We start from the raw sequence: 22,043 nt of genomic DNA on the forward strand, positions 1-22,043 counted from the left end.
CGTGCTCGTCTGTTTTAATGGTTCTTTGTCAAGTTCTGGTGATGAAGGGAACGCGGTGCCCATTTTAAGCGCCTTTTCTTAATGAATAAGAATTGACTTACAATGTAAGGACGAATACACTGTACGTAAGGTAAAAGTAAGGGGGTAATTAGATGATTGTATCAGCAACGATGACCGCTAAAAATCAAGTAACTATCCCGAAAGCAATCCGTGATTTATTAAATTTGAAACGGGCGGATACGCTAGAATTTGTTGTCACTGATGAGGGACAGATTACGTTAGAAAAACAGGAATCAAATGCCAATTTGTGGGACGTAGTTGCCCAACAGGAAAAGGAATATGGAAGCATTGATACCCCAGAATTTGATTGGGGTAGTGACGTGGGGACAGAGGTGATTGATTAGTGTACCAACAGGGGGAGATTGTTTTTGTTGATTTAAATCCAACACGGGGACATGAGGAAAGCAAGGTCCGCCCGTGTGTTGTTATTAGTAACGCGCAGTACAATCATTTTTTTAACACGGTAATTGTCGCGCCGATTAGCTCGGCACCTAAATACCGAAAGGATACGCGCTATGTGAAATCACCGTTATTTATCCCGGTTGATGTTAATGAGGTTCATGGAACTTTGTTGTTACAGCACATTCGTTCATTAGATATTCATAGCCGAATTAAAAGTGGCGTTCAAGGGAAACTATCAGCTAAGCAAATCCGTGCGGTTACAGCAATAATCCAGCAATTCTTTTAACCACATCAACAGGGTTTGGTATAAGATTTTAAAAACAGACGAGCACGTAGAAGTTGATTGCTTCAGACATGCTCGTCTATTTTAATGGATTAATTTATTCGTTCTCTTCAAGGGCTAACGCCGCTTCTTCCCAGGCTTGCTCAGCTTCTTCAAGCTGCGGGGTCAGGGCGTCGAGTTGTTTTTGCAAATCCGTTAGTTTCCCAAGGTCATCGCTATGCGTGGCCATTTCCTTTTCAAGCTCTTCTTTTTGGGCTTCAAGGGCGGCCATCTGCTCTTCCGCCTGTTGCACTGCGCGTTCGAGCTTCCGGTGCGCCCGCTGTTGCGCCTTCTGGGTGGCGAAGTCCTGCTTACTATTAGCAAGGGCCGCTGGTGTTGGCGCCTTGGTGGCTTTCTCAGCGGTCGGTGTATCCTGTGGCTGCGCCTGTTCGTCGCGTTTTTGCACGTAGTAATCGTAGTCCCCCAGGTAAAGCGTGCTGCCAGTTGGGGCGAGTTCTAAGACGTTCGTGGTGACCTGGTTAATGAAGTACCGGTCGTGGGAAACCATTAATACGGTTCCCGGGAAGTCCTTAATTGCCCGTTCCAACACTTCCTTACTTTCGATATCAAGGTGGTTGGTCGGTTCGTCAAGGACTAACAGGTTGTCGTGGTTGAGGGCCAGTTTAGTAAGCAAAAGCCGGGCCTTTTCCCCGCCAGAGAGGCTGGCAACCTGCTTTTGAACGTCGTCACCGCTAAAGAGGAAACTTCCTAAGACGGAGCGGACGTCCCGTTCCAGCATTGTCCGGTGGTCGTCCCAGACTTCATCAAGAACGGTCTTCTCGGCATGGAGGACCTGGTGTTCCTGGTCGTAGTATCCCACCGTCACGTTTGTGCCACGGGTGGCACTGCCGTGAATGAACGGAATCATGCCCAGAATGCTCTTAAGCAGGGTTGACTTTCCCGTTCCGTTCGGGCCCACGATTGTCAACACCTGGTGTTTCCGGAGCTCAAAGTTAATGGGGGCAGCCAGTGTGTTCCCATCATAACCAATGGCGGCGTCCTTGACCGTCAGGACAATGTTGCCGCTCTCCTTTTCCGGGGTAAACGTAAACCGCATGGCGCGCTCGTCTCCTGCCGGTTTATCCAGCCGCTCCATTTTTTCCAACTGTTTGCGCCGGCTCTGCGCCCGTTTAGTGGTTGAGGCCCGTACAATGTTTTTGTTGACAAACTCCTCCATTTCATGGATTTTTGCCTGCTGTTTTTCGTAGGCCTTCCACGCTGCTTTTTGCCGGGCGGCCCGTTCCTTAACATACTGGGAGTAGTTGCCGGTGTAGTGGGCGCTGGTGCCGTTCCCAATCTCGTAAACCTGGTTCACAATCCGGTCGAGGAAGTACCGGTCGTGGGAAACGATTAGGAGGGCGCCCTGGTACGACTGAATGTAACCTTCTAGCCAGGTAAGCGTGGCGATATCGAGGTGGTTGGTCGGTTCGTCCAGGATTAACAGATCCTTTTTTTCGAGGAGAAGTTTTGCCAGGGCTAACCGCGTTTTCTGACCCCCGGAGAGGGTATCAACCGGGCGGTCATAGTCCTCGGGGAAAAACTTAAACCCGGTCAGGACGGACTTAACCTCTGTTTCGTAACCGTATCCGTTTTGCTCCTTAAAATCGTGCTGCAGTTGGTCGTAGTGGTCGAGGAGTTGCTGGTATTCGGGCGAGGCCGGATCCATCGGTGGGTTGGCCATTTGTTCCTCTAACCGGTGAATTTCCGCTTCCATTTTTTGAAGGGGCGCAAACACGCTTAACATTTCATCGTACAGGGATCGGCCCGACGATAAGCCGGCGTTCTGGGCAAGGTAACCGATGGTAAGGTCCTTCCGTCGGATGATTTGCCCTTCATCGGGTTCTGTTTCTCCCGTGAGCATCTTAATGAGGGTGGATTTTCCTGCGCCGTTCCGGCCAACGAGCGCAATCCGGTCGCCGTCCTGGATGTCCAGGTTAATGTCGTGGAAGAGGGTATCAGCCCCGAAATGCCGGGCAACTTTTTGTGCTTGGAGCAGTATCATGGTATGCATCCTTTCGTTCAAAGTAATAATCCTACCTATTTTAGCATATGATTTTCGAAAAACACGTAAAGAGATTGTGAAGTTAGCGGGTTAATTCGTACTAATATCAACGTTTATGTTATAGTTGCTTGTGAAGATTAATTGAAGGGAGTTTAACAGCATGGCAAAAATTCCACAGGCGACTGCCCGGCGGTTACCAATTTACTACCGCTACCTTAATTTTCTTAAGGATGCGGGGAAAGAGCGGGTTTCTTCAACGGAACTTGCCGAGGCGGTCAAGATTGATTCAGCAACAATCCGGCGGGACTTCTCGTACTTCGGTGCGCTTGGAAAACGCGGGTACGGGTACCACGTTGATAGTTTACTAGCATTTTTTAAAAAGACCCTGAGTCAGGATAAGCTGACAAACGTTGCATTGATTGGGGTCGGGAATCTGGGGCATGCGCTCCTCAACTTTAATTTCCACCAGAGCAATAACGTGCGGATCAGTGCGGCGTTTGATATTAACGACGACATTACCGGAACAATTCAAAACGGTGTGCCGGTTTACCCGATGGCGGACATGCAGGAGCAGCTGACCGTCCAGCAGATTGAGGTGGCAATCCTCACGGTGCCGGCGTCCGTTGCCCAGAGCGTTGCCGATCAGATGATTGCGGCGGGGGTGAAGGGAATTTTGAACTTTACCCCGATGCGGATTGCAGCCCCGGAAACAGTCCGGATTCAAAACGTGGATTTGACGAACGAGCTGCAGACGCTGATCTACTTCCTGGACCACTTTGGGCCGAAGAAGGATGAAGAATAATCATATTAATGAAGAAAGCTACCAGGTTAACGGACGATGCTAAGTGGACATTTAGGACACGAAATTAGCCGGTGGTTTTTTATTTACTAATTAATTAGCACTCTCCTGCAAAGAGTGACAAAAAATGCTTGCACTTCATGGCAAAAGTGTGTAGTATATGAATTGTAGGTTAGCACTTACCAATGATGAGTGCTAAATAAATCATTTGGAGGGATAGCTTGTGCTTAAGCCATTAGGAGATCGCGTAATCTTAAAAGTAGAAGAAGAAAAAGAGCAAACGGTTGGGGGCATTGTTTTAGCAAGCAACGCCAAGGAAAAGCCACAAACCGCTAAGGTGGTTGCTGTTGGTGAAGGGTTAACCCTTGAAAACGGCACGACGGTTGCACCGAAGGTTAAGGAGGGCGACACGGTTCTCTTTGACAAGTACGCTGGAACCGAAGTTAAGCATGATGGTGAGTCATACTTAGTTGTCCACGAAAAGGACTTAATGGCCATCGTTGACTAGTTGTCAGCGGTGATGACGAGTTTAAAATCTAACACATGAGGTGATATGACAATGGCTAAGGAAATTAAGTTTGCGGAAGACGCACGCAAGAAGATGTTAGCTGGGGTTGACAAGTTAGCCGACACAGTTAAGTCAACGATTGGACCAAAGGGACGGAATGTTGTGTTGGAGCAGTCATACGGTTCCCCAACAATTACAAACGATGGGGTAACGATTGCCAAGTCAATCGAATTAGAAGACCACTTCGAGAACATGGGTGCTAAGCTTGTGGCTGAAGTTGCTTCAAAGACCAACGACATCGCTGGTGACGGAACGACGACCGCAACGGTTCTGACGCAGGCAATCGTAAACGCCGGGATGAAGAACGTGACGGCGGGTGCTAACCCTGTTGGAATCCGGAAGGGGATCGAAGAAGCAACGGATGTTGCCGTTAAGGCCCTGCACGAACAGTCCCACAAGGTTGAATCAAAGAGTGACATTGCACAGGTTGCTTCAATTTCAGCCGCTAACGAAAAGGTTGGGGAATTAATCTCTAACGCCATGGAAAAAGTTGGTAAGGATGGGGTTATTACCATCGAAGAGTCAAAGGGGATTGACACGACTCTCGACGTTGTTGAAGGGATGCAGTTCGACCGCGGCTACCTGTCACAGTACATGGTAACGGACAACGACAAGATGGAAGCTGACCTGGACAACCCGTACATCCTGATTACGGACAAGAAGATTTCAAACATCCAGGAAATCATGGACCTGTTACAGCAGATTGTTCAGCAGGGACGTTCACTGTTAATCATCGCTGACGACGTTGACGGTGAAGCTCTTCCAACACTTGTTTTGAACAACATCCGGGGAACGTTCAAGGCCGTTGCTGTTAAGGCTCCTGGCTTTGGTGACCGGCGGAAGGCAATGCTTGAAGACATCGCCATTCTGACGGGTGCTACGGTTATCACGGACGACCTTGGCCTGCAGTTGAAGGACGTTACGCTTGACCAGTTAGGTTCAGCTGGGAAGGTAACCGTTACGAAGGAAAACACGACGATCGTTGAGGGTGCCGGCGCTAAGGATGCCATCGACGAGCGGGTTGACCAGATCCGGAAGCAGATTGCGGAAGCAACGTCTGACTTTGACAAGGAGAAGCTCCAGGAACGGCTGGCTAAGTTAGCCGGTGGGGTTGCCGTAATCAAGGTTGGGGCCGCAACCGAAACCGAATTGAAGGAACGGAAGTACCGGATTGAAGACGCCCTCAACGCTACGCGGGCTGCCGTTGAAGAAGGCTTCGTTCCTGGTGGTGGTACGGCACTTGTTAACGTCATTGACAAAGTTGCTGCCATCAAGGAAAGCGGCGACGTTCAGACGGGGGTTAACATCGTTAAGCGCGCCCTCGAAGAACCAGTACGGCAGATCGCTGAAAACGCCGGCTTAGAAGGTTCCGTTATCGTTGAGAAGCTGAAGGAACAGAAGCCAGGTGTTGGGTTCAACGCTGCAACCGGTGAATGGGTCGACATGGTTGACGCCGGGGTTGTTGACCCGACAAAGGTTACCCGTTCAGCACTGCAGAACGCTGCCAGCGTTTCAGCCCTGCTGCTCACAACGGAAGCGGTTGTTGCTGATAAGCCTGAAAAGGAAGACAACGCCGCTGCTGGTGCCGCTAACCCGGCTGCCGGTGGAATGGGCGGAATGATGTAATTCTGGCCAACAGTAATTAGAAAAGAGTAATAAGCACCCCAAATCGTGGTTAAGCTAACCGTGGTCTGGGGTGCTTTTGTGCTATTTTCTCAAACGTAACGTTTAATCATATTAATGGAATCTAGTAGAGAATCGTGAGATGGGTTAGGCGGTAATCCCGTCGTACCCATAAAATAAAACTCCTTCCCGTACTCATTCCGGGAAGGAGTTTTACTTTAAACCTGACACTTGCCGTTGCACATGCAGACCTTGTCAGTCTTCATGGGGCAGTGGCAAATTCCATCAGGCCCGGCACACGGGTATCCCTTCGTACAGGTCATTCCCGTTGTGCATAGTGGAGCATCTTTTTCCATTATAAAATCACCTGATTAGTTGTTATTTCATTGCCTTTTTGTTTTCCATGATGCCGTCAATCAACCCGTAGTCAACGGCTTCCTGAGCAGTCATGAAGTTGTCCCGGTCAGTATCCTGGTTAATCTTCTTGATTGTTTGGCCAGAACCGTCAGCAAGGATTTTGTTAATTAATTCCCGGGTCTTTAAAATGTGCTCAGCAGCAATTTGAATTTCAGTGGATTGCCCCTGTGCCCCACCAAGTGGCTGGTGGATCATAATCTCAGAGTGGGGAAGGGCAAACCGCTTTCCCTTAGTGCCGGCGGTTGCCAGCACAGATGCCATTGATGCTGCCATTCCCATCACAATCGTCTGAACATCGGCGTTAACGAAGTTCATCGTATCGTAAATGGCTAATCCGGCTGAAACGCTGCCACCGGGTGAGTTAATGTACAGGTAAATATCCTTATTAGAATCCTGAGCATCCAGGAAGAGCAGTTGGGCAATAATTGCGTTTGCCATGTCGTCATTGATCTCGCCTGAAAGCATAATAATCCGGTCCTTGAGCAACCGGGAGTAAATATCGTACGCGCGTTCACCGCGAGATGATTGCTCAATCACTGTTGGTACTAAGTTCATGTGAACCGCCTCCTACTTATAATGTAACTTGCGCAGTCTTCACCGTGCGTTGCTTTAATTTTAATACAAAGGTCAAAAATGGTCAAATCATGTTTTGGATAAATGCGGGATACAAAAAGAGGCTGAGACCAACGTCCCAACCTTCGCTTCAATCTTGAATGCGCCACCGGGGAGTCGAACCCCGATTACAAGAACCGGAATCTTGCGTGCGATCCATTACACTAGCGGCGCAGCACGCTTATTATAGTATCGTGATTGGAATTAAATTGCAAGTCTTTTTTTCGAGTTTTTGGGAGGCGTAGATATGTCCGCCCATATCTTTGGGGATTGACCGATAAAAACCCGTTGAATGCCTGGTACTGTAAGGGAGAACCGGGGGCGCAGTGAAAGGGGTGAATCCTGATAAGGGTGAATAAGTGAAGTTGCTTGCAAGCGGGGGGGAGAATTGCTACAATATCATTGTAATTGAGATCGGGTTTCCTGCGGTTTGGATCGGGATAGTGAGAGCTATCAAGTGATGGGTCGCCCGGCAAGAATGGAAACATTTTTGTACGCGGGACTGAAAGTGTTTTTAAAATGGTGGTGCTTCTGTGCTACTTTTTAAAATAAATTTTATTTCCACAAGGAGGAAATTTTAGTATGACTACTAAAGTTGGTATTAATGGGTTTGGCCGGATCGGTCGGTTAGCATTCCGTCGGATCGCTGCTGTTTCAGATGACCTTGAAGTTGTTGCTATCAACGACTTAACTTCACCATCAATGCTTGCTCGTCTTCTTAAGTACGACACGGCTCATGGTAAGTTTGACGCTGAAATCTCAGCTACGGACAATGCAATCATTGTAAACGGAAAGGAAATTCCTGTTTACGCCGAAGCAGATGCGACAAACATTCCTTGGGTAAAGAACGACGGTGTTGAACTTGTTCTTGAATCAACTGGTTTCTACACATCACCAGAAAAGGCTTCTTCACACCTGAAGGCTGGTGCCAAGAAGGTTCTTGTTTCAGCTCCTGCTGGTGACATGAAGACGGTTGTTTACGGTGTTAACGATGACATTATCACACCAGATGACGACATCATCTCAGCTGCATCATGCACGACCAACTGTCTTGCACCGATGGCTAAGGCTGTTAACGATGCATTCGGCATCAAGGCTGGTACGATGACGACGGTTCACGCCTACACGGCTTCACAGAAGCTTCAGGATGGTCCGGACCGCAAGGCTAACTTCCGGAACGGCCGTGCTGCTGCTCAGAACATCATCCCTCACTCAACTGGTGCTGCTAAGGCTCTTGGGAAGGTTGTTCCTGAACTGGGCGGCAAGCTTGATGGCCACGCACTTCGTGTTCCAACAATCACGGGTTCAGTTACAGAATTAGTTTCTGTTCTTGACAAGAAGGTTACGGCTGACGAAGTTAACGCCGCTGTTAAGAAGGCTACGGAAGGTAACGCTTCATTCGGCTGCAACGAAGACGAAATCGTTTCATCAGACGTTATCGGGACGTCATTCGGTTCAGTATTTGACCCAACACAGACACAGGTTGTTGGCGGCGATGAAGGACAGGTTGTTAAGACCGTTTCATGGTACGACAACGAATCTGGTTTCACGGCTCAGATGATTCGGACCTTAGAGAAGTTTGCAAGCATGCTTTAATATTTAGCTGAACGCTAATATTTTCTGCTTGGCAGATGATGGCGGGGGGAGGCAAAACTCCTCCCGCTTTTTTAATACATTTTTCTGGAGGGAATAAAATGGCTAAATTAACGATTGACGACTTAGACCTGAAGTCTAAGAAGGTTCTTGTACGGGTCGACTTCAACGTCCCGATTAAGAACGGTGTGATTGGTGACGATAACCGGATGGTTGCCGCCTTACCAACAATTAAGCACATCATTGAACAGGGTGGGAAGGCAATCCTCTTCTCACACCTTGGCCGGGTAAAGACCGAAGAAGACAAGAAGGAGCTCACATTACGGCCGGTTGCTGAACACTTAGCTGAATTATTAAACAAGCCGGTAACGTTCATTCCTGCAACCCGGGGTGCTCAACTTGAAGACGCCATCAACAACATGAACGATGGTGACGTTCTGCTGGTTGAAAATACGCGGTTTGAAGACCTTGACGGTAAGAAGGAATCAGGCAACGATCCTGAATTAGGCAAGTACTGGGCATCACTTGGTGACGTCTTTGTTAACGACGCCTTTGGGACGGCTCACCGGAAGCACGCTTCAAACGTCGGCATTTCAGAAGCAATGAAGGCTGCTGGTAAGAAGGCTGCTGCGGGTTACCTGCTTGAAAAGGAAATCAAGTTCTTAGGGAACGCTGTTGATAACCCGGCGCACCCGTTCGTTGCAATCCTTGGTGGGGCCAAGGTTTCTGACAAGATCGGTGTAATCAACCACCTGATTGACAAGGCTGACAAGATTATCGTTGGTGGTGGAATGACGTACACGTTCTACGCTGCTAAGGGAATCAAGATTGGTAAGTCACTGGTTGAAGAAGACAAGATTGACCTGGCTAAGGAAATCATGGACAAAGCTGGCGACAAGCTGGTTCTGCCAGTTGACAACGTTTGCGCAACGGACTTCAAGAACGATGCACCAAGCAAGATCTTTGAAGGCGACATCGAAGACGGCTACATGGCATTAGACATCGGCCCGAAGTCAGTTGAACTCTTCAAGAGCGTACTGAAGGACGCTAAGACGGTTGTTTGGAACGGACCAATGGGTGTGTTCGAAATGCCGAACTTCGCCAAGGGAACGCTTGAAATCGGCAAGTTCCTTGGAACGTTAACGGACGCCACAACGATTGTCGGTGGTGGGGACTCAACTGCTGCCGTTAAGAAACTCGGCGTTGCTGACAAGTTAACGCACATCTCAACTGGTGGTGGTGCTTCCCTTGAATACCTCGAAGGAAAGACATTACCAGGAATCGCAGCTGTTTCTGACAAGTAGTTAGATAGCAGACTTTAAGGGGGTTGGAACGATTGGTTCCAGCCTCCTTTTATTGTGCTTTTACCAGAGGTTTTTATCAGTTCGTGGTATAATTAAAAATGTTGTATGGTTGTTCACAACCAACTAAAAATGAAAGGATGATTTTAATGCGGACACCAATTATCGCGGGTAACTGGAAGTTACACATGAACCCAACGGAAACCGTTGAATTTGTTAAGGCGGTTAAGGATCAGTTGCCACAAAACAGTGAGGTTGAAACCTTAATTTGTGCACCGGCAGTTGACCTGCCAGCACTGCTTGACAGCGCTAAGGGTTCCCAGCTTCATGTTGGTGCTGAAAACTGCTACTTTGAAGACGAAGGGGCCTTTACTGGTGAAACTTCACCAAAGGTTCTGCACGAAATGGGCGTTGACTACGTTATTATCGGGCATTCCGAGCGGCGTGGTTACTTCCACGAAACGGACGAGGACATCAACAAGAAGGCGCACGCCATCTTTAAGAACGGCATGAAGCCGATCATCTGCTGTGGTGAAAGCCTTGAGACCCGGGAAGCTGGGAACGCAGAAAGCTTTGTTGAAGACCAGATCAAGGCAGCCTTAAAGAACTTAACGGCTGACCAAGTTGCTAGCCTGGTAATCGCCTACGAACCAATCTGGGCAATCGGAACTGGGAAGACCGCTACGGCTGATCAGGCCCAGGAAATGTGCGCTGCTATTCGGCAGACGGTTGCTGATCTGTACGACGAAACAACGGCTGAAAACGTTCGGATTCAGTACGGTGGTTCCGTAAAGCCGGCTAACGTTAAGGAAATCATGGCTAAGAAGGATATCGACGGTGGCCTGATTGGTGGCGCTGCCCTTAAGCCAGACTCATTCTTAGCATTAGCCCACTACAACGACTAGTCTGCTAGTGCGTGAAGGTTTTCATATAACAAGTTGAATATCGGTTCTGAACGGACTAAAATAACGTTGAGGACAGTATTCTCAAGTTAACAACATCAAAGGAGAGAAATATCTATGTCTGCAATTACAGAAATTTACGCTCGTGAAGTCTTAGACTCACGGGGTAACCCAACTGTTGAAGCTGAGGTTTACACCGAAGCAGGTGCTTTTGGCCGGGGAATTGTTCCTTCAGGTGCTTCAACTGGTGAACACGAAGCCGTTGAACTGCGGGACGGCGACAAGTCTCGTTACATGGGCAAGGGTGTTACCAAGGCCGTTGACAACGTAAACAACGTAATCGCTAAGGAAATCGTTGGTTACGAAGTTACGGACCAGGTTGCCATTGACAAGGCAATGATTGCTTTAGACGGGACACCAAACAAGGGTAAGCTTGGTGCCAACGCCATCTTAGCCGTTTCAATTGCATGTGCCCGGGCTGCTGCAGATGAGCTTGAAATTCCGCTTTACAACTACCTTGGCGGGTTCAACGCTCACGTAATGCCAACACCAATGATGAACGTTATCAACGGTGGGGCGCACTCAACGAACAAGGTCGACTTCCAGGAATTCATGATTATGCCTGTTGGAGCTAAGTCAATGAAGGAAGCCGTTCGGATGGGTTCAGAAACGTTCCATCACCTGCAGGCTCTCCTGAAGGCTGACGGCAAGTCAACGGCCGTTGGTGACGAAGGTGGTTTCGCTCCTGACTTTGCTAACAACGAGGAACCGTTAGAGTACCTTGTTCGGGCTATCAGTGACGCCGGCTACAAGCCAGGCAAGGACGTTGCCATTGCCATGGACGTGGCCGCTTCAGAACTGTGGGACGACGACAAGAAGAAGTACACGCTTCGTTGGTCAACGGGTGAAGAATTCTCAACGCCAGAATTCGTTAAGTACATCGAAGGCTTAATCAGCAAGTACCCGATCGTATCAGTTGAAGACCCGATTGACGAAAACAACTGGGACGACTGGGCTGAAATTACCAAGGAACTTGGTAAGAAGGTTCAGCTTGTTGGTGACGACTTCTTCGTTACGAACACCGAATACCTGAAGAAGGGGATTAAGATGGGTTGCGCAAACTCAATCTTAATCAAGGTTAACCAGATTGGTACCCTGACTGAAACGGTAGAAGCCATCGAAATGGCTAAGGAAGCCGGCTACACGGCCGTTGTTTCCCACCGTTCAGGTGAAACCGAGGACACGACGATCGCTGACCTGGTTGTTGCTATGAACGCCGGCCAGATCAAGACTGGTTCAATGAGCCGGACGGACCGGATCGCTAAGTACAACCAGTTAATGCGGATCGAAGACCAGCTCACAAGCAACGTTGCAGAATACAAGGGAATCCACTCATTCTACAACTTAAGCGAGCAGGCTCGTGAAGACATTATGAACAAGTAATTTTCCGGTATTGACGAGGAAAACTTACTTGCAATAAAATGAAAACAAGGGATTGATTGAATCGGTCCCTTGTTTTTGTCTACATATTTTATGGTAAGAGGGGTGAAAACGGTGGGTAGTTCGGAGGAACACCGTTTCTTTGATACAACGCGGTTTACGTTTATTTTACGGGGTATTCTGGTTGGCCTTTTGTCTGGCCTGGTTGTCAGTGTCTTCCGCCTGCTGTGTGAGCGGGGATTACAGCTAATGACGTGGGTGTACGGATTGATGCATCACCATTTATGGCTCCTACTCCCGGTTATCCTGGGTGCACTGGTAATTACCCTGATTAACGGCCGGCTGATTACGGCAGAGCCAAACATTAAGGGTTCAGGGATTCCGCAGGTTGAAGGGCAGTTATCAGGTGACCTTGAAATGAACTGGTGGTCTGTTTTATGGCGGAAATGGATCGGCGGAATTTTAGGAATTTCGTACGGGCTGTTTCTTGGACGGGAAGGTCCGTCAATTCAGCTAGGAGCAACCGTCGGCCAGGGAATTGCCGATAGCATGAAAAAAAAGGGTGCTGGCCGGCGGGTGTTAATCGCTGGTGGCGCGGCTGCCGGGCTATCTGCAGCCTTTAACGCCCCGATTGCTTCCACGTTGTTTGTACTGGAAGAGGTGTACCATAACTTTTCACCGTTGGTATGGACGACCGCGCTGGCAGCGGCGGTTTCCTCAAACTTTGTTTCGATGGAATTCTTCGGGCTAACGCCGGTTTTGGATATTCATTACGGTCATTCGTTCCCGCTCCGGTATTACGTTTATCTGGTAGTGATGGGGGTTATTCTTGGTTTATTAGGATACCTTTACCAGTACATGACCCTTAATGGGGAGAAAGTCTATGCTAAGTTGAAGCTTTTACCCCGGAAGTATGATGTGTTAATCCCATTATTAATGGTGATTGCGATTGGTTATTTCTGGCCGCACCTTCTAGGTGGGGGAAACGGGTTAATTAAGTCCCTGGGAACGACCAACCCAACCTTGTTAATTTTACTTGCGATTTTTATTATGCGGTTGCTGTTTTCAACGATTTCGTACTGTTCGGGGACCCCTGGGGGAATCTTCTTGCCGATTCTTGCACTGGGAGCTGTTTTAGGGGCGCTCTACGGTGAGGTTTTAGTTCACCTGCATTTGATGCCAACTTATTTGGTTGCGAACTGCGTGATCTATGCGATGGCCGGATACTTTGCCTGCATCGGGAAGGCACCGTTTACTGCCATCCTCCTGATTACCGAAATGGTGGGATCACTCCGGCACCTAATGCCGCTTGCGGTAGTTTCCCTAACGGCGTACACTGTCGTCGACATTCTTCGGGGACAACCGATTTACGAAGCGATGCTTGCCAACCTGCGGCACTTCCCGCAGAATGCAATTTCTGAAACGACGCAGGAGGATGAGGTGGAAATCCCGGTCTTTGCCGGGTCAAACTTGCAGGACAAGCAGGTCCGGGATATTCCGTGGCCGAAGGACTGTCTGTTAGCCGCAATTCGGCGGGGTGAAAAGGAACGGATTCCGCACGGTGATACGGTCATTCGGAGCGGTGATACGTTGATCGTGGTTACGCCACACGAAAACCGAGCATGGCTCCGGAACAGGCTACACCAGTATGCGGTCGGCCGCAATAATAAGGGTGGTCCCATCAAGCCGTCAACTTCCCAGGCTGGAAAAGACTAGGGGTTTATGGTAGATTAAATGTGGTGTAATTTAGAAGGATAAAGGAGGAGCGCACTTGTATAACGTACTACTCACATCGCTGATTGTTGTTTCAGTGTTGATTATCATTGCGGTGATGATGCAGCCCGCTAAGGAAGATAATGCGTCAACCGCCCTTAGTGGGGGTGCTGGTGATCTGTTTAGCAAGCAAAAGCCCCGCGGATTTGAAGCTTTCATGCAGCGGGTCACGGCAGTTTTAGGAATTATCTTCTTTGGCCTTGCGCTTGGGTTGGTGTTCCTATCATCACACTAGTAACTGATTAACGTGGTGGACACGATTCATTTGATGGAAGAAAAAATGGTTGTGGAGCCATTACTATCCGTAACGCGGGAGCCATGACGCTGGTCTTGGCTCCCGTTTTATGTAAAACCATAAGTAAACGGGGAAGACAGATGGAAAAAGAGATACTAAAAGATAAATTAATGCGGCGGTTTAAGGACGAACCAACCCGGGCGTTTACGGTGCAGGAGTTGGCGAATACCTTGTATATGGCCGGTGGTGGCCAGTTCAAGTTTATCGTTCAGGCCCTTACGGACTTAGAGCACGAAGGAACAATTACGCTCAAGGACGACCACTTTAAGTTGGCTGCAGTGGCAGGAAACCATCCCGAAGAAGTTGGGGTGTTTCACGCGAACGACCGGGGATTTGGGTTTGTTACGGTTGATCCGGATAAGGATGATTACTTTATCGGGCCGACCAACACTATGTCTGCTCTGAACGGCGACGAGGTGGCCGTGCAAATGATTAACCCCGGAGACCCTGCGAGTGGTCGCCGTCCTGAGGGAAAGGTGACCCGGATTGTTACCCGGGTGCTGAACCGGGCCGTGGGTGAATTTTTACTGCCTGATGGGGATGAACACTACCCGGATGGCGTGATTGGAACCTTACATTTACGGGATAAAAAGCTGGCAAGTTACCGTTTTCTGGTGATGAACACCGGCCTGAAACCTAAGCCGCACGAATTGGTCATTGCGTCAATTTCGGCGTACCCGGATGAGCATATTCCGGGTGTGCTGGAAGGAGCGGTTACCAAGGTCTTAGGGAACGTTAATGACCCAGGAATGGACATCACGCAGATCGTGTACGAGCACGACATCCCGCATGAATTTCCGGATGAAGTGAAGGAACAGGTCTCACATATTCCGGACCACGTTACAGCTGCTGAAAAGGAAGGCCGGGTTGACCTGACTGATCAGCCCCTCGTTACGATTGATAGTATCGAATCAAAGGACCTCGATGATGCGGTGAATGTCTGGAAGTTAGATAACGGGAACTACCACCTCGGGGTGCACATCGCCGACGTGTCCCACTACGTGACGCCGGGAACGCCCCTGGATAAGGAGGCCTTTAAACGCGGGACGTCGGTTTATTTAACGGACCGGGTAATTCCGATGCTACCGAAGGAGTTATCAAACGGGATTTGTTCGTTAAACCCGCACGTTGAACGGCTGGCCATGACCTGTGAAATGGAAATTAATTCGCAGGGTGAGGTGGTTAACCATAAGATCTTCCCGAGTGTCATTCGCTCAACGGAACGAATGACGTACGTGGCAATTAACAAGATTTTGGAATCCGATGACGAGGCCATGAAGGAGCGGTACCACGATCTCGTTCCGATGTTCCGTGATATGGCTGAACTCCACAAGATTCTCTTACGGATGCGGCATAAGCGGGGCGCCATCGAATTTGATGATAACGAAGCCAAGGTAATTCTGGACGATCAGGGGCATCCGGTGAAGATTGAGCTCCGGGAACGGGGGACCAGTGAACGGATGGTGGAATCGTTTATGCTGGCCGCCAATGAGACGGTGGCCAAGCACTATCACGACCTAAACGTTCCGTTTGTTTACCGGATTCATGAAAACCCTGATCAGGAAAAGGTGGATGCGTTCCTTGAACTCCTTCAAAGCTTTGGCATTCACGTGAAGGGCCGGCATGGGCACCTCAAACCGAAGGACTTCCAGGGCGTGCTCAAGCAGGTTGCCGGGAACCCGGAAGAGGCGACCGTTTCAACGATGATGTTGCGGGCGATGCAACAGGCGAAGTACGCACCGTCCCCGGCAGGACACTTTGGGTTGGCTGCGAAGGACTACACGCACTTCACGTCACCAATTCGGCGGTACCCGGATTTGATGGTGCACCGGTTAATTCGGTGGTACAAGGAAAATGGTACGGGGGAAGAGGCTCAGGCCAAGTACCGCGACCAGCTTGATGAGATTACGGCCCACAGTTCAGAAACAGAACGGCGTGCGGTCGATACCGAACGGGATTCCGATGCCCTGAAGAAGGCCGAATACATGAAGGAGCACGTCGGTGAAGTATTCGATGCCGTTGTTAGCTCGGTAACCAAGTTTGGAATGTTCATTGCCCTTCCGAACACCGTTGAGGGGTTAATCCACATCAGCGAACTGAAGGACGACTACTATGAATTTGTTGAGAAGGCTTTAGCGCTGGTTGGGCGGCGGAAGAAACGGACCTTCCGGATTGGGCAGGAAGTTCGGGTTAAGTTAATCAACGTTAACGTTGAACAACAGGAGGTCGACTTTACGCTGGTTGATGCACCGGGTGCACCGAAGACTAATCTATTAGAGAAGTACCACGTTGCGGATACGCGGCGGCCGCGGGAATCACGGGGAAGTGGTAATGGCTTCCACCGGGATAACCATCGTAGTGGAAACCGGCAGAATAACCATAATTATCACGGAAACCGCGAAAACGGTCATAACCAGGGCTACCACCGGCGGAATAGCCGGGAACATAGTCGGCGGCGTTAGTTAAGGCGAATAAAGTAAAGGGAGGCGATTGAATGGCAAAGGCACAGCACCATGAAAAACCACTCGCACAGAACAAGAAGGCCCGGCATGATTACCGGATTGTTTCGACCATTGAGGCGGGAATTGCCCTGACGGGAACGGAAATTAAGTCGGTCCGGGCTAGCCGGGTGACCTTAAAGGACGGGTTTGCCCAGGTCCGGAATGGTGAGGTGTGGTTAATGAACGTTCACATCGCCCAGTATGCGCAGGGAAACCGGTTTAACCACGATGAACTGCGTAACCGGAAGCTTCTCTTGCATAAGAAGGAAATTGCCCGGTTAGCCGGGGAAACGCAGCGGAAGGGAGTCACGCTTGTTCCGCTTAAGATGTACCTGAAACACGGGTTTGCGAAGGTTTTGTTGGGAGTGGCTGAAGGAAAGCACGAGTACGACAAACGGCAAACGCTCAAGAAGCGGGACCAGGAGCGCGAGATTAGAAGGGCGCTGAAGAGGTAGGTACGGTAAAGAATTATCTGAGTTAAGGGGAACTAGAAGATGAACTGCGGTTCCCTTACATTACATAATTTGTTCTATGATATTCAGCATTGATGGGAATAGCCATCGATGCTGTTTTTTATTGTTATGATTTTACGGGTGTGGGGAATGAACGCTTTTCTTGATGGGAAAATTTTAAAGGGCTAAGAAAGAGTTACATTAAATCAAAGAAAACGCTTGCATAACTCAGAAAAATGTGCTAACTTTTGCTCAAGGTCAAGGATGGTCTGAGAAAGGAAGTGTATTTGCTATGATAGTTGTTAAAAGGATTGGCTTAATTATTGCTACATTGGGTATTTTGTGGTTTTTGGATGGATCGTTATCACGTGTTCATGCTGATACGTATTATGGTAACGGTGTATATTGTAACAAACACACTTGTCACGTTGATTGGGGGAAAGCTTGGTCGAATATTTTTAATAATTCGGCAGCAAATTGGTTTACAGGCGGTCATGCAGGATGGCATGAGTAAAAAAGAGGGAATACTATGAAATGGTTTGCTGGAGGAAAAGAACGGCAAGAGGCTGTGCTTAAAATTTTGGTGGTGCTTAATGATTCTCTTTCTGATGAGATGCCTGAAAAGCCACTGAAGGAGTTAATTGCAAAGTACATTTTAGAATTTAGGTCTCCTAATAGACCGGTGCCGTACATTTTGAACGCCTTCAACTTAGAGGTTGCGCATTGTTTACGTGAGAATCAGATCGAACTAAGTAAGCGGCAGTTACAGGCATTTGAGAAAATTCGTCAGTTATCTAACATTAAATACGCGTTTTCAATCTAGCAGGGTAACCGTGGTTGTGGTGATAAAAATAGCGTAGCTCAATTGCGAGCTACGCTATTCCTATCTTATAGCAATTAATATCAATAAGATAAATTATGGATTAAAAATTCCGTTCTTTTTTGGCGTAAACAGCGAACGGAGGTTTCGTTCTTGACGGCGCCACTCCTTTTGGAGGGTCGGGTTCTGCTTTGCTTTTTGCATTTCCCGGCGGGCGTGCCGAACAGCGTTCTTGTTCTTATCGGTGGTCTTTAATTCCGGTGCGTCGGAGTCATAATCACCAATCGTTGTTTTATCACCGTTCTTCGTCCACAGACTCGTTGACCGTTTCCCCAGTTCGCGTTGAATCTTAGTGATCTGTGCAAAATCCCCCTTGTAAATGTAGTTCTGGGGGTTAACCGGGGTAAACCCTTGCGGGACATAGAACCGCAGGAGGTTTTTGTTGTTCAACGAATCGGAAAGGGTTAATTCTTCGTTAACCCGGTGTTTATCCCGTTTTAGTTGCCGAGCAAGCTTTGCGGACGGATGAGTAACAACCCGCCCGTTGCTGTTCTGGTATACGGTACTTCCAATTACCGTGTACTTCGGGGTAACAAAGTTCCCGTTTCGGAAAGCCACTACCTGACTGTGTTGCGGCGAGAACAGGTCAGTCCCAAACATTAAGAATGGCTTGGAGTTGATCCCTAACAGGTGAAGAAGCGTCGGTAAGACGTCAATCTCGCCCCCGTACTGGTGTTGAACCCCACCATTTGTTTGGCCCGGAATGTGAATCATAAACGGTACCCGTTGCATCTGCGCGTTGTCAAAGTTGTTCCACGTTGACGACGATTTGCCGAGGAGTGGAGCAAGCTTAATGTTGCGGGTGTTTGAAATCCCGTAGTGATCACCATACAGAATAATGACCGAATTGTCATACAGCCCTGACTTATGCAGGTACTGGAAGAACTGCTGGACGGACTGATCCAGGTAGTGGGCCGTCACGAAGTAGTTGTTGATTGACTGGTCATCTGTGTTGGCTGCCGGGAATGACCGGTTCTGTTTATCCAAGCTATACGGGAAGTGGTTGGAGACCGTAATGTACTTCACGTAAAACGGCTGTTGAAGCCGTTCGAGGTACTTAATTGAGTCGTGGAACAGTAGTTTATCCTTTAACCCGTACTCCGTCAGGTTATTGGCACTGGTATTGTAATACCGGGCCGAGAAGAAGTAGTCGTACCCGAAATTCTTGTACGTGTTATTCCGGTTCCAGAACGATGCGTGGTTGCCGTGGAAGACCGCTGAAGTGTACCCCTCATCCTGTTGGAGGATGGCCGGAGCCGCCTCAAAGGTATTTGAGGTTCCTAGTGTTGAGAAGAGGGACCCCTGCGGTAACCCAAACGTTCCCGTTTCAAGCATTGTTTCGGCATCAGAGGTTTTTCCTTGCCCGACCTGGTTAAAGAAGTTATCGAAGCTGTAAAAGTCCTTTCCGTTATACAGGCTGTTCAGGAAGGGCGTGACTTCCTTTCCGTCAAGCTTGTAATTAATAAGAAACTGCTGGAAACTCTCCAGGTGGATGATAATTACGTTCTTTCCCTTCGCAACGCCAAACATTTTCGGGTTGGGTTTTGCGTAGTGGGATTGCGTGTAATTGATGATCTTATTCAGGTCTTCGCTATCAGCACTTTTCCTGACAGAAGAATTCTTGGCCGTTTTTAGGGCATTGTATACGGTAAACGAATCAAGCCCGAGGTAACGAACAAGGTATTCCCGGTCAAACGTCCGCGTCAGCAGCTGGGGACGACTAATCTCTCCTAAGGTAATGTTGAAGAGGAGTAAGAACAGGGAAGCGGCGGTTAACGCAAACGCTTGGCGCCGCGGAATCGGCCGCTTGTCGAGTTTAATAATCCTGGTAATCAACAGCAGGAGAAGGATTAAAACGTCTGCCACAACGACGATGTCCTGGGGCTTGAGAAGCGCAATGGAACTTGTACTTAAACCTTCGGACACCGAAGAATATCCGAGAATGACGTTAATGGTCATAAAGTCGGTGAATTCCCGGTAGTAAATCACGTTAAACAGCAGCAGTGCCGTGTTTGCGATGTAGATAATCATCATTAACCCGTAGGCCGGAAGGGGCCGCTTAATGTACAACGCAATTCCTAGTAGGAGAAGCGTTGTCGCAATCGGGTTAAAGAGCATCACGGCGTATTCATAAACGCCGTGGGCTCCGAGCCGAAAATCAACAAGATAAACAAAAATCGTTTTAAGCCAGAAAAGAACGGTTAACAGGGTGAAGAAACCCCACCGCGTGTTGATAAGGTTTCGTAGTTTTTTGAGTATCACGGTTGCAACCGTCCCTTCATTTTGATTATTCAATTTTACAGTTTCTGATTTTAACGCCGGAGGTCGGGAAACGCAATTTTTCGCCGGTGAATTTACGGAAACATAATGCAGTCTTGCGAAGAATAATGGTTTGTCCCGAAGAATAATGATGGCGTGTCCGCGCAGTAAGTGTTTATAAGCAATAATCATAATTTATCTGTTTTTCGGGTTATTTTTTGGCAGGGTTGTTGTATAATGGAAAGCGTAAACAAAGTAATAAAGGAGCGGATTGCGCATGGCACACATTAAGTTTGATATGTCCAACCTAACCAAGTTTGTTAACGACTACGAGCTTGACCAAATGCAGCCGATGGTCACGGCTGCTGACAAGGAACTCCGGGATGGGACCGGAGCCGGAAACGACTTCCGGGGCTGGTTAAACCTGCCTGTCGACTACGACAAGGATGAGTTTGCCCGGATCAAGGCAGCTGCTAAGAAGATTATGAGCGATTCTGAGGTATTAGTTGTTCTCGGGATTGGTGGTTCATACCTGGGTGCCCGGGCAGCCATTGAATTCTTAAACCACAACTTCTTTAACCTGTTGGGTGCTGATCAGCGGAAGGCCCCGCAGATCTTCTTTGCAGGGGATTCACTGTCATCATCATACCTGCACGATCTGCTTGACATCATTGGCGACCGTGACTTCTCAGTGAACGTTATTTCCAAGTCCGGAACGACGTTGGAGCCAGCAATGGCCTTCCGGATCTTCAAGCAGAAGTTGGAAGAAAAGTACGGTAAGGAAGGCGCTCGTGAGCGGATTTACGCTACGACGGACCGAGCTAAGGGTGCTTTAAAGACGTTAGCCGATGACGAAGGTTACGAAGAATTTGTTGTGCCGGATGACATTGGTGGGCGGTTCTCAGTGCTGACGGCGGTTGGTCTCTTACCGATTGCTGCTTCAGGCGTTGACATTGACCAATTAATGAAGGGGGCTGCTGATGCCCGCGAAGCATACGCAAATGCTGACCTGAAGAAGAATGAAGCATACCAGTACGCTGCAATGCGGAACATTCTTTTCCGGAAGGGCTACAACATTGAACTCTTAGAAAACTACGAACCATCACTGGTTTACTTCGGCGAATGGTGGAAGCAGTTAATGGGTGAATCAGAAGGTAAGGATGGCAAGGGCATTTACCCGTCATCAGCCAACTTCACCACGGACCTGCACTCTCTTGGCCAGTACATCCAGGAAGGCCGGCGGGCTCTGATGGAGACGGTTATCAACGTTGAGAATCCGAACCACGACATTGACGTTCCGATGGACGACCGGAACCTTGATGGGTTGAACTACCTGAAGGGCAAGACGATGGATCACGCTAACAAGAAAGCCTGCCAAGGGGTTGTTTTGGCCCACACTGACGGGGGCGTTCCGGAAATGATCGTCAACATCCCTGACCAAAGCGAATACACGCTGGGTTACCTGATCTACTTCTTTGAAATTGCCGTGGCAATCTCCGGTTACTTAAACGGGGTTAACCCGTTCAACCAGCCAGGGGTTGAAGCATACAAGCAGAACATGTTTGCACTGCTGGGCCGGCCAGGCTACGAAGAAAAGACGGCGGAACTGGATAAGCGGTTAAACTAAGGTGCGAAGCCACGGCCTTATCCCCATAACGGTAATCAGACGTAGGGCGCGGAACGCGCGGCCAAGGGAGCAGGCTTAGGTGACGGATTTTAGGCGGAGCCCGATTAAGAAGGTGCGGAGCCGAATCATCGTGCAAATAAATTAAGGCGCGACGCTGAGCGGCATAGCCGGTCAAGGAGGGGCTTATTATTTGCGCATAGGTGGTTCGAGCGGAG

At 48.9% G+C, this 22,043-nt stretch carries 20 protein-coding genes and 1 tRNA gene; 16 read left to right on the forward strand and 5 right to left on the reverse strand.

Translation table 11 applies throughout. The annotated features are described in order from the left end of the window. Nucleotides 1-152: 152 nt before the first annotated feature. Both QOR60_RS00185 and QOR60_RS00190 read left to right on the forward strand, forming a co-directional pair. A complete protein-coding gene (locus tag QOR60_RS00185) occupies nucleotides 153-404 on the forward strand; it encodes a type II toxin-antitoxin system PrlF family antitoxin (protein ID WP_283581346.1) in 252 nt (83 codons plus the stop codon). Beyond that, on the forward strand, nucleotides 404-748 hold the full coding sequence (locus tag QOR60_RS00190; protein WP_283581347.1) for a type II toxin-antitoxin system PemK/MazF family toxin: 345 nt from the start codon (nucleotides 404-406) through the stop codon (nucleotides 746-748). Before QOR60_RS00185 ends, QOR60_RS00190 begins: the two co-directional genes overlap by 1 nt. A gap of 94 nt (nucleotides 749-842) precedes the next feature. Here the strand turns inward: QOR60_RS00190 and QOR60_RS00195 are convergent, their stop codons facing one another. Next, nucleotides 843-2,786 carry an ABC-F family ATP-binding cassette domain-containing protein gene (locus tag QOR60_RS00195; protein ID WP_283581348.1) on the reverse strand — a complete coding sequence of 648 codons (1,944 nt, stop codon included), beginning with the start codon at nucleotides 2,784-2,786 and terminating at the stop codon, nucleotides 843-845. A 160-nt stretch (nucleotides 2,787-2,946) separates the two neighbouring features. Here QOR60_RS00195 and QOR60_RS00200 point away from each other — a divergent pair, with 160 nt between their 5' ends. From QOR60_RS00200 to groL, 3 genes are all read left to right on the forward strand, one after another. Beyond that, nucleotides 2,947-3,588, forward strand: a complete 642-nt coding sequence (locus tag QOR60_RS00200; RefSeq protein WP_283581349.1) for a redox-sensing transcriptional repressor Rex — start codon at nucleotides 2,947-2,949, stop codon at nucleotides 3,586-3,588. A 220-nt stretch (nucleotides 3,589-3,808) separates the two neighbouring features. After that, nucleotides 3,809-4,093: a co-chaperone GroES gene (gene groES / locus QOR60_RS00205; RefSeq protein WP_283581350.1), complete on the forward strand. Its 285-nt coding sequence runs from the start codon at nucleotides 3,809-3,811 to the stop codon at nucleotides 4,091-4,093. Nucleotides 4,094-4,144: 51 nt separating this feature from the next. Beyond that, the gene (groL, locus tag QOR60_RS00210) at nucleotides 4,145-5,779 is read left to right on the forward strand and encodes a chaperonin GroEL (protein ID WP_283581351.1); all 1,635 of its coding nucleotides are present in this window, start codon (nucleotides 4,145-4,147) and stop codon (nucleotides 5,777-5,779) included. Between the two features lie 215 nt (nucleotides 5,780-5,994). Here the strand turns inward: groL and QOR60_RS00215 are convergent, their stop codons facing one another. From QOR60_RS00215 to QOR60_RS00225, 3 genes are all read right to left on the reverse strand, one after another. Then, a complete protein-coding gene (locus tag QOR60_RS00215) occupies nucleotides 5,995-6,132 on the reverse strand; it encodes a hypothetical protein (RefSeq protein ID WP_283581352.1) in 138 nt (45 codons plus the stop codon). Between the two features lie 22 nt (nucleotides 6,133-6,154). Further along, nucleotides 6,155-6,748, reverse strand: a complete 594-nt coding sequence (gene clpP / locus QOR60_RS00220; protein ID WP_283581353.1) for an ATP-dependent Clp endopeptidase proteolytic subunit ClpP — start codon at nucleotides 6,746-6,748, stop codon at nucleotides 6,155-6,157. A gap of 159 nt (nucleotides 6,749-6,907) precedes the next feature. Continuing rightward, nucleotides 6,908-6,979: transfer RNA gene (locus QOR60_RS00225), tRNA-Arg, on the reverse strand. 408 nt (nucleotides 6,980-7,387) lie between these two features. On the opposite strand from QOR60_RS00225, the gene gap reads away from it, so the two are divergent. The 10 genes from gap (at nucleotide 7,388) to QOR60_RS00275 (ending at nucleotide 17,885) form a co-directional block, all read left to right on the forward strand. Further along, nucleotides 7,388-8,401, forward strand: a complete 1,014-nt coding sequence (gap, locus tag QOR60_RS00230; RefSeq protein WP_283581354.1) for a type I glyceraldehyde-3-phosphate dehydrogenase — start codon at nucleotides 7,388-7,390, stop codon at nucleotides 8,399-8,401. Nucleotides 8,402-8,499: 98 nt separating this feature from the next. Next, nucleotides 8,500-9,702: a phosphoglycerate kinase gene (locus tag QOR60_RS00235; protein WP_283581355.1), complete on the forward strand. Its 1,203-nt coding sequence runs from the start codon at nucleotides 8,500-8,502 to the stop codon at nucleotides 9,700-9,702. 146 nt (nucleotides 9,703-9,848) lie between these two features. Next, the gene (gene tpiA / locus QOR60_RS00240) at nucleotides 9,849-10,604 is read left to right on the forward strand and encodes a triose-phosphate isomerase (protein ID WP_283581356.1); all 756 of its coding nucleotides are present in this window, start codon (nucleotides 9,849-9,851) and stop codon (nucleotides 10,602-10,604) included. A 114-nt stretch (nucleotides 10,605-10,718) separates the two neighbouring features. Beyond that, nucleotides 10,719-12,044 carry a phosphopyruvate hydratase gene (gene eno / locus QOR60_RS00245; RefSeq protein ID WP_283581357.1) on the forward strand — a complete coding sequence of 442 codons (1,326 nt, stop codon included), beginning with the start codon at nucleotides 10,719-10,721 and terminating at the stop codon, nucleotides 12,042-12,044. A 111-nt stretch (nucleotides 12,045-12,155) separates the two neighbouring features. Then, nucleotides 12,156-13,757, forward strand: coding sequence for a ClC family H(+)/Cl(-) exchange transporter (locus QOR60_RS00250; protein WP_283581358.1), 1,602 nt, complete (start codon nucleotides 12,156-12,158; stop codon nucleotides 13,755-13,757). Between the two features lie 55 nt (nucleotides 13,758-13,812). Then, complete coding sequence (gene secG, locus QOR60_RS00255; protein WP_283581359.1) at nucleotides 13,813-14,049, forward strand: preprotein translocase subunit SecG; 237 nt, start codon at nucleotides 13,813-13,815, stop codon at nucleotides 14,047-14,049. A 140-nt stretch (nucleotides 14,050-14,189) separates the two neighbouring features. Continuing rightward, nucleotides 14,190-16,571, forward strand: coding sequence for a ribonuclease R (gene rnr, locus QOR60_RS00260; RefSeq protein ID WP_283581360.1), 2,382 nt, complete (start codon nucleotides 14,190-14,192; stop codon nucleotides 16,569-16,571). Nucleotides 16,572-16,603: 32 nt separating this feature from the next. Then, nucleotides 16,604-17,065, forward strand: coding sequence for an SsrA-binding protein SmpB (gene smpB, locus QOR60_RS00265; RefSeq protein WP_283581361.1), 462 nt, complete (start codon nucleotides 16,604-16,606; stop codon nucleotides 17,063-17,065). A 289-nt stretch (nucleotides 17,066-17,354) separates the two neighbouring features. After that, a complete protein-coding gene (locus tag QOR60_RS00270) occupies nucleotides 17,355-17,576 on the forward strand; it encodes a class II bacteriocin (RefSeq protein ID WP_283581362.1) in 222 nt (73 codons plus the stop codon). A gap of 15 nt (nucleotides 17,577-17,591) precedes the next feature. Further along, on the forward strand, nucleotides 17,592-17,885 hold the full coding sequence (locus QOR60_RS00275; RefSeq protein WP_283581363.1) for a hypothetical protein: 294 nt from the start codon (nucleotides 17,592-17,594) through the stop codon (nucleotides 17,883-17,885). 93 nt (nucleotides 17,886-17,978) lie between these two features. Here QOR60_RS00275 and QOR60_RS00280 read toward each other — a convergent pair whose 3' ends face one another. Next, a complete protein-coding gene (locus QOR60_RS00280; protein ID WP_408612545.1) occupies nucleotides 17,979-19,976 on the reverse strand; it encodes an LTA synthase family protein in 1,998 nt (665 codons plus the stop codon). A 502-nt stretch (nucleotides 19,977-20,478) separates the two neighbouring features. Here QOR60_RS00280 and QOR60_RS00285 point away from each other — a divergent pair. Further along, on the forward strand, nucleotides 20,479-21,828 hold the full coding sequence (locus QOR60_RS00285; RefSeq protein ID WP_283581364.1) for a glucose-6-phosphate isomerase: 1,350 nt from the start codon (nucleotides 20,479-20,481) through the stop codon (nucleotides 21,826-21,828). The last annotated feature ends 215 nt before the right edge of the window (nucleotides 21,829-22,043 follow it).

This window comes from Ligilactobacillus hohenheimensis (assembly GCF_947381805.1).
GTDB classification, from domain to species: Bacteria; Bacillota; Bacilli; order Lactobacillales; family Lactobacillaceae; genus Ligilactobacillus; species Ligilactobacillus hohenheimensis.